This is a genomic window from Kribbella turkmenica, from assembly GCF_004348725.1.
GTDB classification, from domain to species: Bacteria; Actinomycetota; Actinomycetes; order Propionibacteriales; family Kribbellaceae; genus Kribbella; species Kribbella turkmenica.
Map to the genome: position 1 here is coordinate 93,784 of NZ_SMKR01000002.1, position 16,273 is coordinate 110,056.

16 protein-coding genes are annotated in these 16,273 nt (G+C 70.6%); 10 read left to right on the forward strand and 6 right to left on the reverse strand.

The features are described from left to right. Nucleotides 1-88: 88 nt before the first annotated feature. The 3 genes from ccrA to mce all read right to left on the reverse strand — a co-directional run bounded on the left by ccrA (nt 89) and on the right by mce (nt 2,989). Complete coding sequence (gene ccrA / locus E1218_RS00980; RefSeq protein WP_132315175.1) at nt 89-1,420, reverse strand: crotonyl-CoA carboxylase/reductase; 1,332 nt, start codon at nt 1,418-1,420, stop codon at nt 89-91. Nucleotides 1,421-1,556: 136 nt separating this feature from the next. Next, a complete protein-coding gene (locus E1218_RS00985) occupies nt 1,557-2,459 on the reverse strand; it encodes a sensor histidine kinase (RefSeq protein ID WP_233711918.1) in 903 nt (300 codons plus the stop codon). 86 nt (nt 2,460-2,545) lie between these two features. Continuing rightward, on the reverse strand, nt 2,546-2,989 hold the full coding sequence (gene mce / locus E1218_RS00990) for a methylmalonyl-CoA epimerase (RefSeq protein ID WP_132315177.1): 444 nt from the start codon (nt 2,987-2,989) through the stop codon (nt 2,546-2,548). 97 nt (nt 2,990-3,086) lie between these two features. Between mce and E1218_RS00995 the strand changes: the two genes are divergently transcribed. The 5 genes from E1218_RS00995 (at nt 3,087) to E1218_RS01010 (ending at nt 7,884) form a co-directional block, all read left to right on the forward strand. Further along, entirely contained in the window at nt 3,087-4,391 is a 1,305-nt protein-coding gene (locus tag E1218_RS00995) for an AMP-binding protein (protein ID WP_165949071.1), read from the forward strand. 53 nt (nt 4,392-4,444) lie between these two features. Next, nucleotides 4,445-5,662, forward strand: a complete 1,218-nt coding sequence (locus tag E1218_RS01000) for an acetyl-CoA C-acetyltransferase (RefSeq protein WP_132315181.1) — start codon at nt 4,445-4,447, stop codon at nt 5,660-5,662. After that, a complete protein-coding gene (gene meaB / locus E1218_RS01005) occupies nt 5,662-6,618 on the forward strand; it encodes a methylmalonyl Co-A mutase-associated GTPase MeaB (RefSeq protein ID WP_132315183.1) in 957 nt (318 codons plus the stop codon). Before E1218_RS01000 ends, meaB begins: the two co-directional genes overlap by 1 nt. A gap of 296 nt (nt 6,619-6,914) precedes the next feature. Continuing rightward, a complete protein-coding gene (locus tag E1218_RS35845; RefSeq protein WP_165949072.1) occupies nt 6,915-7,073 on the forward strand; it encodes a hypothetical protein in 159 nt (52 codons plus the stop codon). An 88-nt stretch (nt 7,074-7,161) separates the two neighbouring features. Then, nucleotides 7,162-7,884, forward strand: coding sequence for a PH domain-containing protein (locus tag E1218_RS01010; protein ID WP_132315185.1), 723 nt, complete (start codon nt 7,162-7,164; stop codon nt 7,882-7,884). 3 nt (nt 7,885-7,887) lie between these two features. Here E1218_RS01010 and E1218_RS01015 read toward each other — a convergent pair whose 3' ends face one another. From E1218_RS01015 to E1218_RS01025, 3 genes are all read right to left on the reverse strand, one after another. After that, on the reverse strand, nt 7,888-9,114 hold the full coding sequence (locus tag E1218_RS01015) for an RNA polymerase sigma factor (RefSeq protein ID WP_132315187.1): 1,227 nt from the start codon (nt 9,112-9,114) through the stop codon (nt 7,888-7,890). 4 nt (nt 9,115-9,118) lie between these two features. Continuing rightward, nucleotides 9,119-9,466 carry a YciI family protein gene (locus E1218_RS01020; protein ID WP_132315189.1) on the reverse strand — a complete coding sequence of 116 codons (348 nt, stop codon included), beginning with the start codon at nt 9,464-9,466 and terminating at the stop codon, nt 9,119-9,121. A 74-nt stretch (nt 9,467-9,540) separates the two neighbouring features. After that, nucleotides 9,541-10,287 (reverse strand): maleylpyruvate isomerase family mycothiol-dependent enzyme, encoded by a 747-nt coding sequence (locus E1218_RS01025; RefSeq protein WP_132315191.1) that lies wholly within the window; start codon nt 10,285-10,287, stop codon nt 9,541-9,543. A gap of 79 nt (nt 10,288-10,366) precedes the next feature. Between E1218_RS01025 and E1218_RS01030 the strand changes: the two genes are divergently transcribed. The 5 genes from E1218_RS01030 to E1218_RS01050 form a co-directional block, all read left to right on the forward strand. Continuing rightward, nucleotides 10,367-10,870 (forward strand): MarR family winged helix-turn-helix transcriptional regulator, encoded by a 504-nt coding sequence (locus tag E1218_RS01030; protein ID WP_132315193.1) that lies wholly within the window; start codon nt 10,367-10,369, stop codon nt 10,868-10,870. Between the two features lie 163 nt (nt 10,871-11,033). After that, complete coding sequence (locus E1218_RS01035; protein WP_132315195.1) at nt 11,034-12,707, forward strand: acyl-CoA mutase large subunit family protein; 1,674 nt, start codon at nt 11,034-11,036, stop codon at nt 12,705-12,707. Between the two features lie 70 nt (nt 12,708-12,777). Continuing rightward, the gene (locus E1218_RS01040) at nt 12,778-14,412 is read left to right on the forward strand and encodes an NAD-binding protein (RefSeq protein ID WP_407657555.1); all 1,635 of its coding nucleotides are present in this window, start codon (nt 12,778-12,780) and stop codon (nt 14,410-14,412) included. 107 nt (nt 14,413-14,519) lie between these two features. After that, complete coding sequence (locus E1218_RS01045) at nt 14,520-15,479, forward strand: co-chaperone YbbN (RefSeq protein ID WP_132315199.1); 960 nt, start codon at nt 14,520-14,522, stop codon at nt 15,477-15,479. 119 nt (nt 15,480-15,598) lie between these two features. Then, nucleotides 15,599-16,273: MurR/RpiR family transcriptional regulator (locus tag E1218_RS01050; protein ID WP_132315201.1), on the forward strand; the 675-nt coding region annotated here is incomplete at its 3' end.

Below are 16,273 nucleotides of genomic sequence, written 5' to 3' on the forward strand. Positions count from 1 at the left end.
GAGATTCCCTTCTGGCGGCTCATGGTGAATCCCCACCTTAAGCCTGTCAGAACCGGGCGTAACCGGCCAATCCGGCTCTGGGGACAAACTACCTGTTGCGGAAGCGATTGATCGCGTCCGCGTGCTGTTCCCGCAGCGCCGTGTTCCGAACCCCGAGACCTTCGGTCGGCGCGAGCGTCAGCACGCCGACCTTCCCCTGGTGGAGGTTGCGATGGACGTCGTACGCCGCCTGCGCGGTCTCCTCCAGCGGGTACACCTTGCTGACGGTCGGGTGGACCATGCCCTTGGCAATCAACCGGTTCGCCTCCCAGGCCTCGCGGTAGTTGGCGAAATGGGAGCCGATGATCCGTTTGAGATTCATCCACAGGTAGCGGTTGTCGTACTCGTGCAGGAAGCCGGACGTCGACGCGCAGGTCACGATCGTGCCGCCGCGGCGGGCGACGTACACCGACGCCCCGAACGTCTCCCGGCCCGGGTGCTCGAAGACGATGTCCGGGTCGTCGCCGCCGGTGAGCTCCCGGATCCGGGCGCCGAACCGCTTCCACTCCAACTGGTCCTGGGTGGTCTCGTCCTTCCAGAACCGGTAGCCCTCGGCCGACCGGTCGATGATCAGCGAGGCGCCCATGGCGCGGCAGATCTCCGCCTTCTCCGGGGACGACACCACGCACACCGGGATCGCGCCGCCGTTCAGCGCGAACTGCGTCGCGTACGACCCCAGCCCGCCGGACGCGCCCCAGATCAGGACAACGTCGCCCTGCTTCATGTTCGCGCCGTTGGCCGAGACGAGTTGCCGGTACGCCGTGCTGTTCACCAGCCCCGGTGACGCGGCCTCCTCCCAGGTGAGGTGGTCCGGCTTCGGCATCAGCTGGTTCGACTTCACCAGCGCGAGCTCGGCCAGCCCGCCGAAGTTCGTCTCGAAGCCCCAGATCCGCTGCTCGGAGTCGAGCATGGTGTCGTTGTGCCCGTCCGGCGACTCCAGCTCGACCGACAGGCAGTGCGCCACCACCTCGTCGCCCGGCTGCCACGCGTTCACCCCGGGTCCGGTGCGCAGTACGACGCCGGCCAGGTCGGAGCCGACCACGTGGTACGGCAGGTCGTGGCGCGCGGTCAGCGGGGACAACTTCCCGTACCGCTTCAGGAACGAGAACGTCGACACCGGCTCGAAGATCGACGTCCAGACGGTGTTGTAGTTGATCGCGCTCGCCATCACCGCGACCAGGGCCTCGCCCGGTCCGAGCTCCGGCGTCGGGACGTCGTCGAGGTGGAGGCTCTTGCGCGGATCCTTCTCCTTGCTGTCCAGACCCTCGAACAAGGTCGCCTCGTCGGCGTGCACGGTGATGCCGCGGTAATGGTCCGGGACGTCGAGCGCACCGACGGCGGCGGTGTCACCGGACAGGATCGCGTCGAGGATCTGCTTCACGTCGTACCTCCTGGAGCGGCGGTCTGGGTGAGCGGAACTTACCGCTGAGTATGCACGTCTGGCTGTGCCTTGTGACACAGCGAGGTGCGGTTGAGACGACCGTCACTGCTCCAGTCCACCGTTGTCAGTGGTCTTATCAGCGGAGGCGGGTGTGCAGCCTGACCTGGGTGAAGCCGTCACCCGATCTCAGCTGGACCAGGTCGCACAGCTGGTTGGCCAGCCAGACGCCGCGGCCGCCGAGCCCGTCGAGCGGCGGCAGCACCCGGCCGACCAGCAGGTCGTCGATCCGGCCGTGGTCGGCCACGTCGCAGATCAGCGAGCCGTCGGCGACCCACACGGTCAACGTCCCGCGCCCGCCGCCGAAGCGGATGCTGTTCGTGCAGATCTCGTGCAGCGCGAGCGCCAGGTCGTCCAGCCGGTCCCGCGAGACGCCGTACGACGACGCCTGCGCGTTCACCCACTGCCGGACGTGCCCGAGATCGGCGAGTCCGAACTCCCACCGCTCGGCCCGGTCCGGTACGTCGCTCAGCGCCGTACGGAACGCCTTTTCCGCAACGGCTTCCGCGCCGGAGTGGGTGGCGGTCGGGTCGATGCCGACGGCGGTCTCGTACGGACAGAGCAGCCGGAAGTCCTTGTCGCCGGCGAACGCGACGCCGAGCAGCGCCTCGTGCAGGACGGCCTCGTCGTACTCGTCCGCGTTCCGGCCCGCGTACGCCGGCTCGCCGAGGCCGCGGACCGGGCGGCCCGGATGCCGCTCGAGGGCGTCCCGCCACAGCGGGATCAGCCGGGCCGGGTTGCGGCCGGCCTGGGTCATGTCGATGAAACCGACCTGGTCGCCCTCCGGCCCGAGGGCCTCACGCAGGGCGACGATCCGGGCCGGTGGCAGGGCAGCCACGACTGCCTCACCCATTGCCAGGCCGTCGCGGACGAAGGGTGTCGCGAGCCGCACGAACTCCTCGTCCGATCCGTAGACGAAGGCGCCGTGCTGGAACCCGGTCGGCACACCGTCCAGAGATCCGGTGGCGCTGCTCCTCAGCACCCGAACAGCGTAGTCCGCGATTCGCCGCTCGGCATGGGTTCGGCGCGTGCCGTCACCGCCTGTGGGAGGCCGGTGACAGCGAGGTTTCACAACTGTGCGGGCTCGACCAGCTCGACCAGGACGCCGCCGGCCGACTTCGGGTGCACGAAGTTGACCCGCGACCCGGCGGTGCCGCGCTTCGGTTCGTCGTACAGCAACCGCGCGCCGCGCTCCCGCAGCGTCGCCGACACCGCGTCGAGGTCGCGCACCCGGTAGGCGAGCTGCTGGATGCCCGGCCCGCGCTGGTCGAGGAACTTCGCGATCGGCGACGCGTCCGACAGTGGCGCCAGCAGCTGGATCGACGACCCCGAGCCGCCCACCGACAGCATCGCCTCCCGGACGCCCTGCTCCTCGTTGACCTCCTCGTGCGCGACGGTCATCCCGAACACGTCGGCGTAGTACCGGACGGCCTCGTCGAAGTCGGCCACGGCGATACCCACGTGGTCGATCGCCTCGAACAAGCCGGTCGTGGTGGCGGTGGGGTGGTCCATGACGCCAGGGTGGCCCAGCCGCCCGGACGAAGCCAATCGAAAGTGGCCGATGCGACACCGCCCCGATGCGACACCGCCCCGATGCGACACTGGGGAGATGGCGGGGGATGTCGTCATCGGACTCGGCCGGCTGCTGGCCGGCGTGCGGCCCTGGCGCGCGCCCCTCGCGTTCCGCCGGCACGGCCTCACCCTGGCCACCCTGACAACCCTTGCCGCACGCAACAATCCGGGGGCGGTCGCGCTCGTCGACGACGACGGCCCGATCACGTACGCCGACCTCGACCGGCTCACGTACGAGCACAGCGACGGCGAACGGATCGCGGTCCGGGAGCCGAACGGGCGGGCGTTCGTCGCGGCGGTCGTCTCCGGCCTGCGGGCCAACGCCGATGTCGTCCTCGCCGATCCCGGCGCGCCGGCCGTCGAGGTCGGCGCGCGCCGGGCCCGGCGCCGCGGCCAGGTCGTGGTGATGACGTCCGGCAGCACGGGGACGCCGAAGGCCGTCGACCGGAAGATCAGTGCGGCGCAGGCCGTGCCGGTCGCGACCCTCGTGCGCCGATTGCCCCTGCGGCGTGGGGTTCCGCTGGTCGTCACCCAGCCCTTCTTCCACGGTTTCGGAGTGGGTTTCCTCGCGCTCGGGCTGGCCTTCGGGATGCCGGTCGTCGTCCGGCGGCACTTCCGTCCCGAGGACGTGGCCGGGTTCCTGCGCGACCACCCGGGGGCTTTGCTGACCGGCGTACCGCCGATCCTGTCGAAGGTCGCGCGGACCGGGATCGAGGTCCCGCTGGCCGCTGTCGTGAGTGGCGGCGGGCAGTTGCATCCGGCCGTGGCGGAACGGCTCACGCGCGCGTTCGGGCCGCGGTTGTTCAACCTTTACGGTTCCAGTGAGCTGGGTTGGTCGACGCTCGCCACACCCATCGATCTGCGGGAGGCGCCGGGAACGATCGGTCGCCCGGCGGCCGGCGTACGGGTCGCGGTCGCCGGGGACGACGGTCAACCGGTGCGCGCCGGCCAGATCGGCCACATCCACGTCGGTGGCCGGCTGGCCGGACGGATGGCCGACTCCGGCGACCTCGGGCACCGCGACTCGGCCGGACGGCTCTTCGTCGACGGCCGGGCCGACGACCTGATCGTGACCGGCGGGGAGAACGTGTTCCCGATCGAGGTCGAGAACGTCCTGCTCGCGCACCCGGCCGTGGCCGAGGCGCGGGTGGGCGGCGTACCGGACGAGGAGTACGGCGCCCGGCTGGAGGCGCACGTGGTCCGCCGGCGCGCTGTGGAGGCGTGGGAGTTGCGCCGGCACGCGCGGGCGCACCTCGGTCCGGCGAAGGTGCCGCGGACGATCACCTTCGTGACCGAGCTTCCGGTCACGTCGACCGGTAAACGGGACCGGCGTGTGACCTGATCGACAGGGTCGGACCAGGGGCGTACCAGTGCCGTCGCAGGTATCGTGACACCATGTCTGACGCGTCTCGCAGCTCGCAGAACCAAACCGTCATAGTGGCCGGCGCGCGCACCCCGATCGGGCGGCTGCTGGGTGGCCTCAAGGGCTTCACCGGCGCCGAGCTCGGCGGGTTCGCGATCAAGGGCGCACTGGAGAAGGCCGGGGTCGCACCGGACCAGGTCGAGTACGTGATCATGGGCCAGGTGCTGCAGGCCGGCGGCGGCCAGATCACCGCCCGCCAGGCCGCGGTCAAGGCCGGGATCCCGATGGACATCCCGGCCGTTACCATCAACAAGGTCTGCCTGTCGGGCCTGAACGCGATCGCGCTCGCCGACCAGCTGATCCGCGCCGGCGAGTACGAGATCGTCGTCGCCGGCGGGATGGAGTCGATGACGAACGCGCCGCACCTGCTGCCGAAGTCCCGCGAGGGCTTCAAGTACGGCGACGTGTCACTGGTCGACTCGATGGCGTTCGACGGGCTGTGGGACGCGTTCACCGACCAGGCGATGGGTGCGCTCACGGACCAGGCCAACAACGAGGGCCTCGAGCTCACCCGCGAGGAGCAGGACGAGTTCAGCGCCCGCTCGCACCAGCAGGCCGCCGCGGCCTGGAAGAACGGCGTCTTCGCCGACGAGGTGGTGCCCGTCGAGGTGCCGCAGCGCAAGGGCGACCCGATCGTGGTGGACAGCGACGAGGGCGTCCGCAGCGACACCTCGGTCGAGTCACTGGCCAGGCTGCGGCCGGCGTTCGGCAAGAACGGCACCATCACCGCCGGCTCGGCCTCGCAGATCTCCGACGGCGGTTGCGCCGTGGTCGTGATGAGCAAGGCGACGGCCGAGGAGCTCGGGCTGAGCTGGATCGCCGAGATCGGTGCGCACGGCTCGGTCGCGGGCCCGGACTCCTCGCTGCAGAGCCAGCCGGCGAACGCGATCGTCAAGGCCTGCGCGAAGGAGGGTATCGAGCCGGCCGCGCTCGACCTGGTCGAGATCAACGAGGCCTTCGCGGCCGTCGGGATCGCGTCCGCGCGGGAGCTGCAGGTCGACCTCGACAAGGTCAACGTGAACGGCGGCGCGATCGCCCTCGGCCACCCGATCGGCATGTCCGGCGCCCGGCTGGTGCTGCACCTGGCGCTGGAGCTGCAGCGTCGCGGTGGCGGCGTCGGCGCCGCGGCCCTGTGCGGCGGCGGCGGTCAGGGCGACGCCCTCATCGTGCGCGTACCCCAGAAGAGCTGATGCCACGGCGCACAGCTCCTGTCGGCGAGTTGGTCGAGCGGGCCCGGGAGGGTGACTCCCGGGCGGTCGCCCGGCTGATCTCACTGGTCGAGGACGAGTCCCCGCTGCTCCGCGAGGTGATGGCGGCGCTCTCGCCGTACGCCGGGAACGCGCACATCGTCGGGATCACGGGCTCGCCGGGGGTCGGTAAGTCTACGTCGACGTCGGCGCTGGTCTCGGCGTACCGGGAGACCGGCAAGCGGGTCGGCGTGCTCGCGGTCGACCCGTCGTCGCCGTTCTCCGGCGGCGCCCTGCTGGGGGACCGGGTGCGGATGCAGGACCACGCGACCGACGCCGGGGTGTTCATCCGGTCGATGGCGTCGCGCGGTCACCTGGGCGGCCTGGCCTGGTCGACGCCGCAGGCGCTGCGGGTGCTGGACGCGGCCGGGTTCGACGTCGTGCTGGTGGAGACGGTCGGGGTCGGGCAGTCCGAGGTGGAGATCGCCGGGATGGCCGACACGACGCTCGTCCTGCTCGCCCCCGGCATGGGTGACGGCATCCAGGCGGCGAAGGCCGGCATCCTCGAGGTCGGCGACATCTACGTTGTGAACAAGGCGGATCGCGACGGCGTGCAGAACGTCACCCGCGACCTGCGGGCGATGCTCGCGCTGGCCGAACGGGCCGAGGGCGCGTGGTCGCCGCCGATCCTGAAGACTGTTGCCTCACGCAACGAAGGGGTCGCCGAGGTGGTCTCGGCGATCGAGGACCGGCTGGCCTGGATGGAGTCCAACGGGGTGCTGGCCCAACGCCGGCGCGGCCGGGCCCGCGACGAGATCGAGGCGATCGCGATGACGGCGCTGCGCTCCCGGTTCGCGCACCTGCACGGCGATGCCCGGCTGGACGTGCTGGCGGCCAAGGTGGCCGAGGGCAACACCGACCCGTACACCGCCGCCGACGAGCTCATCGCGGCCCTCTGACCGGGGCACGATCTGCAACACTCGACCACACTCTGTCACATTGTGTCGTCGCCGGTGGCAGGAGTGACAGAAGGTCCGGAATCGGGCAAAGTCGGCCGGTTTTCCGCGCGACGGTGCGATCCGCGTCTCACGGCGGCGCGCCGGTGGCTGCCACGCCCCCGAATCCGTTACAGAATGGGACTTGTAGCTGGTGAGCATTGTGCGGTGGGCTGTGTTCAGTCAGTGACAATTGGTGACGGTCCGTGATACAAACACAAACACAGTCGACCGAGTGGTTGCGAACGAGGAGTGGTGACATGCCGAAGAAGCTGTTGATCTGGTCGGTCATCGCCTTTGCCGGCTTCTATCTGTTCACTCAGCCGGCGAACGCCGCCGACGCGGTGGGAGGCGCGTTCTCGGCCGTCGGCGACGCGTTCGGGAGCGTGATCACCTTCCTGACCGCGCTGTTCAACTGATCTGCCGTCCGAGTGTCCCGTCACGAGCGATCGTGCGGGACACTTGGCTGTACGGGGTCACACAACAGCGTGACAGGGGAGTGAGCGGATGGCCGGAATAGGCCTGTTCCGGATCTTCGACCCGAAGGTCCGGCGCCATCTGATCTCGGACGAGGGCGAAGTCGTCATCGACGAGGTCCGGCAGCACTGGGTGGTGTTCACGCCGCCGATGCTCGAGGTCGTGCTGGCGACCGCCCTGCTGGTGGCGGTGGTGACCAACTCGATCGGCGGCACGCAGGTGCTGCTGGCGATCGTGCTGATACTCCTGATGCACGCCTTCTGGCAGTTCCTCACCCATCACCGCGACCGCTTCGTGGTGACCAACATGCGGGTGATGCGGATCCGCGGCGTCTTCTCCCAGACGGTCGCGACCACGCCGATCGCACGAGTCCTCGACATCACCCTGCAGAAACCGATCGTCGGCCGGATCTTCGGCTACGGCCACTTCGTCTTCGAGTCGGCGGCGCAGGATCAAGGCTTCCGGGAGATCCGCTGGGTCAGCCGCCCGGACGACCGGGACCTGACCATCCAGCGCGTCATCCAGCGCACCGGTCTGCGCGCGTCGGCCAGCGTCGACGTGGTGCAGGGCGACGACGACACCGACGACGACGGCACCGGCCCGATCGGGATGGACTCCGCGCAGGAGGTCGCCACCACGGTGGCCCCGACACCGGCCTCCCAGCAGGCCCAGGCCCGCCCGCCGGCCGGCTCCGGCACCAAGTCGATCTTCAACAGCGAACGCGGCAACTGGACCGACGACGACCGCGACTGACCGTCAGCCGGCCAGGTCGAGGAAGACCTGCCGACGGCGTTCGCGGTGTGCGCGTTCGGGATCCGTGGCCGGTCCGGCGAGCGCCCGGGTGAGTTCCTCGGCTGCTTCGGCGTACCGGTGATCGCGAGCGAGCAGCTCGGCACGTACGGCGTGCCAGCGAGGGCTCGGCGGGAGCTCGTCGAGCATGGCCAGACCGGACGCGGTGCCGTCGGCCTCCGCGGTGGCGACCGCATAGGCCAGGTGCGCGGACGTGCTCGGCGCGATCGAGACCAGCAGTTCGTACAGGCGGACGATCTCCCACCAGTCGGTCGCCGAGTAGCTGGGTACGCGGGCGTGCTCGGCCGCGATGGCCGCCTGGAGTTGATACGCGTCGGCCTGCCGGCCGGAGCGCAGCAGCGAGTCGTTCAGCATGGCGATCCCGCGGTCGATCGCCTGCTTGTCCCACCGGGAACGATCCTGCTGGTCGAGGGTGACCACGTGACCGTCCTCGTCGAGCCGGGCCGGCCGGCGTGCCTCGGTGAGGAGCAGCAACGCCAGTACGGCGGACGGCATCGGCTGGTCCGGGAGCAGTTCGTGCAGCAACTCCGCCAGCCGGACCGCCTCGGCGCACAGGTCGACGTCGTACGCCGTCTCGCCCTCCATCGGAGCGTGGCCGGACGTGTAGAGGCTGTGGATGACGCTGCACACGGCCGGCAGCCGGGCGGGCAGTTCGTCGTCAGCCGGCAGCCGATACGGGATCCGTGCGGCCGCGATCTTCTGCCGGGCCCGCGTCAGCCGCTTGTTCGTCGCGACCTCGGTGGTGAGCAGGACGCCGCCGATCTGGGCCGGTGACAGGCCACACAACGTGCGCAACGCCAGCGCGACCCGGGTCGGCGGCGACAGTGCGGGATGGCAGCAGGTGAAGATCAGCCGGAGCAGGTCGTCTCGGACGACGCTGTCCGGGACGATCCCGTCCGACCGGCCGATCTCCATCAGTTCCAGCCCGGCTCGCTCCTTGCCGGGGCGTGCCCGCTCCCGGCGGACGATGTCGATCGCTTTGCGCCGGGCCGTCACCGTCAGCCAGGCACGCGGCTCCGGCGGCACTCCGGTGACCGGCCAGGCGCCGAGAGCCGCCAGCGCCGCCTCCTGGACGGCGTCCTCGGCGAGCTGGACGTCGCCGACGGTCCGGATCAGGGTCGCCAGGATGCGGGTCCCCTCGACCCGGATCGTCTCCGCGAGCGTGTCGTGCATGCCGCTACCTGGCGAGGATGACCGGCCGGACCTCGACGGCACCGTTCCACGCGGCCGGGATCTGCGCGGCGACGGCGATCGCCGCCTCCAGGTCCTCGGCCTCGATCAGGTAGTACCCGGTCAGGGCCTCCTTGGTCTCCGCGTACGGCCCGTCCGTCGTGACGACCTTCCCGCCGCGTGCACCCTCCACCCGGACGACGGTCGCCGTCGGCGTCGGATGCAGGACGGCACTCGCCTTGACGCTCCCGGCGTGGTCCAGCGCGAACTGCCGGTACTCCGCCAGCTCACTCGCCTGCTCGGGAGCCCACCAGTCGACGTCCGCCGTGTAGGTCAGTGCAAGGTACTGCGCCATCGGAACACTCCTTCTTCGCCAGGCCCACTGTGGCCCCTCGGCAAAGGAACGATCGGCCACCCTGGATCAGGACATCACTGGGTCGCCTCCGAGACCCGGGCCCGGAACTCGCGGATGACGTCCTCGTCACCGGCCGACCGGATCGCCGAGACCTCCGACCGGCCCCACAACCACAGGAACACGGCCTCGGCCGACCCGAAGATCTCGGCGGCCACGCCACCCTCGGCGCTCTGGCTCACCGTCACACTGGTGGCGTCCGCGCGGACCGTCCACGACCTGCCTTCGGCGGTCAGCCGTACGGCGGCGTCGACGGCGTGCTCGGTGTCGCCTTCCTCCCACCACGGGCCGGCGAGATTCGGGTAGACAAGCTCGTCGATGCCGTCGAGCGCCGATTCGAGCGCGATCGGCGTGACCACGTCGTGCGCCTGCTCCACGTCGATCCGGTGGACCACACTCTCCAGCGCCATCCGCCGGTACCAGAACCCCGCTGTCTTGTCGTCCGGGTTGAACGTCCAGGTCGCCTGCCCGGTCCCGGCCTGCTCCAGGGCGTCGACGATCGCCGCGCGTGCTTCGTCGTACAACTCGAGTGCGTCCCGGTCACCGAGGTCCGGCGGCCACGGGTCGGGCAGCGCCCCGAGCCGCAGCACCTCCACCTTGTGCAGGTAGACCTGCGCGACATGCCGCACGACCGACTCGACCGTCCACCCCGGACAGCTCGGCACGGCGGCTTCCAGCCCCATCCGGCCCACCTCGCCCAGCCGCGCACTCTCAGCTCGCAACTGCTCGAGATAGAAGCCGGCCCGCTCCCTCGACAGCGTCATACCGCGAAGCATGACACCCCCACCGGACACTTTCGGAGAGTCGCCATGGTGTGCCTGGTCTCCGGCTAATCTTCGGCACATGGCGAGGAAGAGGGCGTTGCCGTTCGATCCTATCGACGAGGCTTCGCGGCAGTGGGGGCGGCGGTGGGGGGCGGTCGAGCAGATGCGGGCCGTCACGTCGCTGATGCGGGCCCAGCAGATCGTCATCGGTGAGCTCGACGACATCCTCAGGAAGCACGGGCTGACGTTCGCGCGGTTCGAGGCGCTGGTGCTGCTGACGTTCTCGCGCCGCGGGTCGCTGCCGCTGGGCAAGATGGGCGAACGGCTGCAGGTGCACCCGACCTCGGTGACGTCGATCGTCCGGCGGCTGGAGGCGGCCGGCCTGGTGACGCGGACCCCGCACCCGGACGACGGGCGGGCGGTGCTGTGCGAGATCACCCCGGAGGGACGCGAGCTGGTCGAGCGCGCGACCGCCGACCTGGTCGCGGCCGACTTCGCCCTGTCCGGCCTGACCGACGAGCAGCTGAAGATGCTCTGGTCCGTTCTCGAGCCACTGCGCCACAACGCCGGCGACTTCACCTGACCCGGGCAGCGGATCCCCACGCCATCACAACGCGCAACTCTGTGCGTCTCCACGCGGCGGCCGGCCTCCGGCGCGCAATTGTGATGGCCCGGCGGTCCGGGGCTGGTTGGAAATAGTTGGACGTCCTAGTATTTTGGGACCAGTTCTCGAGGAGGTCTGACTGATGGATGCCGACCAGATCGCCGCCGGCCGGAGCCGGTGGCAGCAGCGGTACGACGCGGCGCGCAAGCGGGAGGCGGACTTCACCACGCTCTCCGGCACCCAGGTCGCGCCCGTGTACGGACCTCCCGAGGGTGTCGAGGACCCGCGGATGGAGCGGATCGGCTGGCCGGGAGAGTTCCCGTTCACCCGCGGGCTCTACCCGACCGGATACCGCGGCCGCACCTGGACGATCCGCCAGTTCGCCGGCTTCGGCAACGCCGAGCAGACCAACGAGCGGTACAAGATGATCCTGAACGGCGGTGGCGGCGGCCTGTCGGTCGCCTTCGACATGCCGACGCTGATGGGCCGCGACTCCGACGACCCCAAGTCGCTCGGCGAGGTCGGCCACTGCGGGGTCGCGATCGACTCGGCCACCGACATGGACCGGCTGTTCAAGGACATCCCGCTGCAGGACGTGACCACGTCGATGACGATCTCCGGTCCCGCCGTACCGGCGTTCGTGATGTACCTGGTCGCGGCCGAGCGGCAGGGGGCCGACCTCACCAAGCTCAACGGGACGCTGCAGACCGACATCTTCAAGGAGTACATCGCGCAGAAGGAGTGGCTGTTCCCGCCGGAACCGCACCTGCGCCTGATCGGCGACCTGATGGAGTACTGCGCCTCCACCATCCCGGCGTACAAGCCGCTGAGCGTCTCCGGCTACCACATCCGCGAGGCCGGCTCGACCGCCGCGCAGGAGCTCGCCTACACGCTCGCGGACGGCTTCGGGTACGTCGAGCTGGGCCTGTCCCGCGGACTCGACGTCGACGTGTTCGCACCCGGCCTGTCGTTCTTCTTCGACAGCCACCTGGACTTCTTCGAGGAGATCGCGAAGTTCCGCGCCGCCCGGCGGATCTGGGCCCGCTGGCTGCGCGACGTGTACGGCGCCAAGACCGAGAAGGCCCAGTCGCTGCGGTTCCACACGCAGACCGCCGGGGTCTCGCTGACTGCGCAGCAGCCGTACAACAATGTCGTCCGGACTGCGGTCGAGGCGCTGGCCGCCGTCCTCGGCGGGACCAACTCGCTGCACACCAACGCGCTCGACGAGACGCTCGCGCTGCCGACCGAGGAGTCGGCCGAGATCGCGCTGCGGACCCAGTCGGTGCTGATGGAGGAGGTCGGGGTCACCAACGTCGCCGACCCGCTCGGCGGGTCCTGGTTCGTCGAGGCGCTCACCGACGACATCGAGGCGCAAGCCGAGGAGATCTTCGCCCGGATCAAGGAGATGAGCCCGGACGGCTCGATGACCGGCGGCATCCTGCGCGGGATCGAGGACGGCTGGTTCATGGCCGAGATCGCCGACGCCGCCTTCGAGTACCAGCAGAAGCTGGAGAAGGGCGAGAAGAAGATCGTCGGGGTGAACACCCTGACCGACACGGTCTCCGGTGAGCTGTCCATCCTCCGGGTCAGCCACGAGGTGGAGATCGAGCAGTGCAGGGTGCTCGCGGAGCGCAAGACGCACCGCGACGAGGACCGGGTACGGCGTACGCTGTCGGCTCTGGTCGAGGCGGCCAGGGGAACCGGCAACCTGATCGAACCCATGCTGGAGGCGGCGCGTGCGGAGGCCACGATGGGGGAGATCTGTCACGTTCTTCGGGAACTCTGGGGCGAGTACCGAGAGCCCGCCCGCTTCTGAGGAGACGGCGGCAGAGCCCGAACCGTCGAGGCCGGGCGGCACCCCACGGGCCGCCGACGGGCGCGGCGTGGTGGTCTGCGGGTCCGACCGCACGATGCTGCGCGTCGTGACCGAACTGGTCGGCTCCGGCGAGCAGGTCACCGCGATCGTCAACCCGGCGTCGCGGCACTACGAACGGATCGCTGAGCTCGGCGCGCACGTACTGGGCGTCCGCGTCGTCAGCGAGGGCCTGCTGCGGCGGGCGGGGATCGACGCGAAGGACGGTCAGCCGTCGCACGCGCGGGCGCTGGTGCTGCTGGACAACGACGACGTCCACAACGTGCACACCGCGCTGACCGCGCGGGACATGGATCCGGACCTGCGCATCGTCGTCCAGATGGTGAACCCACGGCTGGGTGCGCAGTTGCACAGCCTTCTCGGTGACTGCGTGGTGATCTCGGGTCCGTCGCTCGCGGCGCCCGCGTTCGTGTCGGACGCGCTCGAGGACGACGAGCTGACCTGGCTCGATCTCGGTGGCCGGCGGCTGGTGGCCGGCCAGGCCGACCTGATCCGCGAGCCGCATCTGGCCGTGCTGGCCGACACCACGTCGTCGGCGACCCCGGAGCTGCTGCCGATCGACAGCACCGACCCGACCGGCGACATCGTGCTCGGCACCGGCGTCCGGACCGTCTGGCGGACCAAGGACGTCCGCCGGGCCGGCTGGCTGATGGCGATGCGCGACGTCTTCGACCGCCGGGTACGCCGGATCGCGGCGGTGATGGCGTTCCTCGTGTTCGTCGGGACCTTGCTGACGCACTACATCGCCGACATCGACTGGCTGCGGGCGCTCTACCTGGCACTCGGTGCGGTGACGTCGGCCGGGATCGAGGACGACCGGTTCTCCGACGCCGAGCCGTGGGCCAAGGTCGCCGGCGTCGTCGTCCAGCTGACCGGCATCGTGCTGATGGCCCTGCTCACCGCGGTGGTCGTCGACTCGCTGATCGGTGCCCGGCTGTCGCGGGTCATCGGCGGTGTCCGCGGCCGGCCGCGCAACCACGTGGTCGTCTGCGGTCTCGGTACGGTCGGTGCGCGCGTCCTGGAAATCCTGGCGGAGCGCGGCGTCGCGGTGGTCGGGGTCGAGCACGACGACGACGCACCCGGCGTCCAGACCGCGCACCGGTTGCGGATCCCGGTGGTGATCGGGGACAGCAGCAACGAGGAGACGCTGCGCTCGGCCGGCGTCCAGCGCGCCCAGGCGGTGCTCGCACTGACCAACGGCGACATCACCAACCTGGAGTCCGCGATGGTCGTCCGCGACCTGAATCCCGAGGCGCGGATCACCATGCGGATGTTCGACCACGACCTGGCCCAGCGGGTGGAACGGCGGCTCGGACTCGGTCACAGCCGGTCGGTGTCGATGCTGGTCGCGCCCGCGATCGCGGCGGCGGTGGCGAACCGCCGCAGCCAGGTGACCGTGCCGGCCGGTCGGCGTGTTCTGCTGCTCACCGAGGTGACCGTGCAGCCGGGGTCGGTCGCGAGCGGGTTGCGGCTGGGCGAGGTGAGCGAGGCCGGAGGTCTCCTGGTGCTCGCCCGCCAGAGCGGCACCACCTGGGACTGGCCCCCCGAGCAGGGCAAGGAGCTGCACCCGGGCGACCGGCTCGCCGTCGCCGGCACCCGCAGCGGCCTCGCTCGACTGCTCCTGGCCACCCGGGCGCAGCACGGCTAGGGCATAGTGTCCACCGCCGGAGATTCGTACGTCAGCTCCGGATTTCCGGAGGTGGACACTCTCGGGGAGGATGGACCCGTGAACGTGAACGGAATGCGAGGGCAGTCGTGAGTCAGTCGAACTTCTCCCGTCCCGGGGCGATCGATCTGTCGTCCCTGCGCAGGCCCGGCATGGCTCCGGCCGGACCCGGCGGTCCCGGTGGCGCACCCGCCCCGGGTGGTGCACCGGCGGCCGGTGGCGGCGCGTCGGGGGCGTATGTGCTGAACGTGAGCGAGCCGACCTTCCAGGCCGACGTGATCGAGCGCTCCCTGCAGGTCCCGGTGGTGGTCGAGTTCTGGTCGCCGCGGTCGCAGGCCTCGGCCGCGCTCAGCCAGGTGCTGGCCAAGCTCTCCACCGACTACGCCGGCAAGTTCCTGCTCGCCCGGATCGACATCGACGCGAACCCGCAGCTGGCCCAGGCGGTCGGCGTCCAGTCGGTTCCGCTGGTGATCGCCGTACTGCGGGGTCAGGTGGTCCCGCTGTTCCAGGGCACGCTCGGCGAGCCGGAGGCGCGGCAGTACCTCGACCAGCTGATGACCGTGGCGGTCGCGAACGGCATCACCGGCCGGGCCGAGCCGGTCGGCGGCCCGGTGGCCGAGGAGGCCGCCGAGCCCGAGCCGGACCCGCGGTACGCGAAGGCCGAGAACGCGGTCGGCGCCGGTGACCTGGACGGCGCGATCGCGGCGTACGAGGAGCTGCTCAAGGAGACGCCGAACGACGCCGAGGCGAAGTCCGGCCTGGCCCGGGTCCAGCTGGTCAAGCGGACCCAGGACGTGCCGGCCGACGTCCGTACCCGGGCGGCCGACAACCCCGCGGACGTCGAGGCGCAGAAGCTGGTCGCCGACGTCGATCTGATGGGCGGCCACGTCGAGGACGCCTTCAACCGGCTGATCACCACCGTCCAGGTGACCGCGGGCGACGAGCGCAACTCCGTCCGGCTGCACCTGCTCGAGCTGTTCGAGGTGGTCGGCGCCGACGACGAGCGCGTGGTCAAAGCCCGCCGGCGGCTGATGTCCGCGCTGTTCTGACCCGCATCGCTCTGCGACCCCCTCGGCCTGGCCCGGCCGAGGGGGTCTTTTCGTGTGTCCGGTCCCGGACGCGTGTGAACTCTTGCAATCGCTGTTGACCTGGCTTGAGAATAATTCACATGAGTATTGCCGCCGCGTCGCCGCAGCCGAGCCTGGAGGCCCGGATCAACGGGTTGCTGCCCGCCCTGAGCCCGGCGCAGGCCCGGATCGCCACCGAGGTGCTGCGGGATCCGGCCGGGGTCGCCTCGTCGACGATCGGCCAGCTCGCGGCCCGGTGCGGGACGTCGCTGCCGAGCGTCACCCGGTTCTGCCTCGCCCTCGGGCTGTCCGGGTACGCCGAGCTCCGGCTGGCGCTCGCGGCCGAGAGCGGCCGGACCAGCAGCAGCTGGGAGCGCGGGACCGGCGCCGAGGTCGGCCCGGACGACTCGCTGGACGACGTCCTGCGGACGCTGTTGCGCGCCGACACCCGGGCGCTCGAGGACACGGTCGCGTCGATCGACGTCGGCGCCCTCGGCCGGGCCGTGCAGGCGCTCTCCGACGCCCGCCGGATCGACATGTACGCCGTGTCCGGGTCGGCGTCCGTCGCCGAGGACCTGCGGCTCCGGCTGCACCGGATCGACCGGGCCGCCAGCACCTGGAGCGACGTGCACAGCGCGCTGACGAGCGCGACGTTGCTCGGTCCGGGGGATGTCGCCGTCGGCATCTCGCACAGCGGCGAGACGCTCGAGGTGCTGGAGCCCTTGCAGCGGGCCGGGCGCGGCGGTGCCACAACTGTTGCCGTCACCAACTACCCG

Coding starts and splice junctions, on each gene's coding strand:
- E1218_RS01000 (WP_132315181.1), top strand. CDS start 4,445: ATGTCTGACGCGTCTCGCAGCTCGCAGAACCAAACCGTCATAGTGGCC.
- E1218_RS35845 (WP_165949072.1), top strand. CDS start 6,915: ATGCCGAAGAAGCTGTTGATCTGGTCGGTCATCGCCTTTGCCGGCTTC.
- E1218_RS01035 (WP_132315195.1), top strand. CDS start 11,034: ATGGATGCCGACCAGATCGCCGCCGGCCGGAGCCGGTGGCAGCAGCGG.
- E1218_RS01025 (WP_132315191.1), bottom strand. CDS start 10,287: ATGACGCTGTCGAGGGAGCGGGCCGGCTTCTATCTCGAGCAGTTGCGA.
- E1218_RS01020 (WP_132315189.1), bottom strand. CDS start 9,466: ATGGCGCAGTACCTTGCACTGACCTACACGGCGGACGTCGACTGGTGG.
- E1218_RS00995 (WP_165949071.1), top strand. CDS start 3,087: ATGGCGGGGGATGTCGTCATCGGACTCGGCCGGCTGCTGGCCGGCGTG.
- E1218_RS01010 (WP_132315185.1), top strand. CDS start 7,162: ATGGCCGGAATAGGCCTGTTCCGGATCTTCGACCCGAAGGTCCGGCGC.
- mce (WP_132315177.1), bottom strand. CDS start 2,989: ATGGACCACCCCACCGCCACCACGACCGGCTTGTTCGAGGCGATCGAC.
- E1218_RS01030 (WP_132315193.1), top strand. CDS start 10,367: ATGGCGAGGAAGAGGGCGTTGCCGTTCGATCCTATCGACGAGGCTTCG.
- meaB (WP_132315183.1), top strand. CDS start 5,662: ATGCCACGGCGCACAGCTCCTGTCGGCGAGTTGGTCGAGCGGGCCCGG.
- E1218_RS01015 (WP_132315187.1), bottom strand. CDS start 9,114: ATGCACGACACGCTCGCGGAGACGATCCGGGTCGAGGGGACCCGCATC.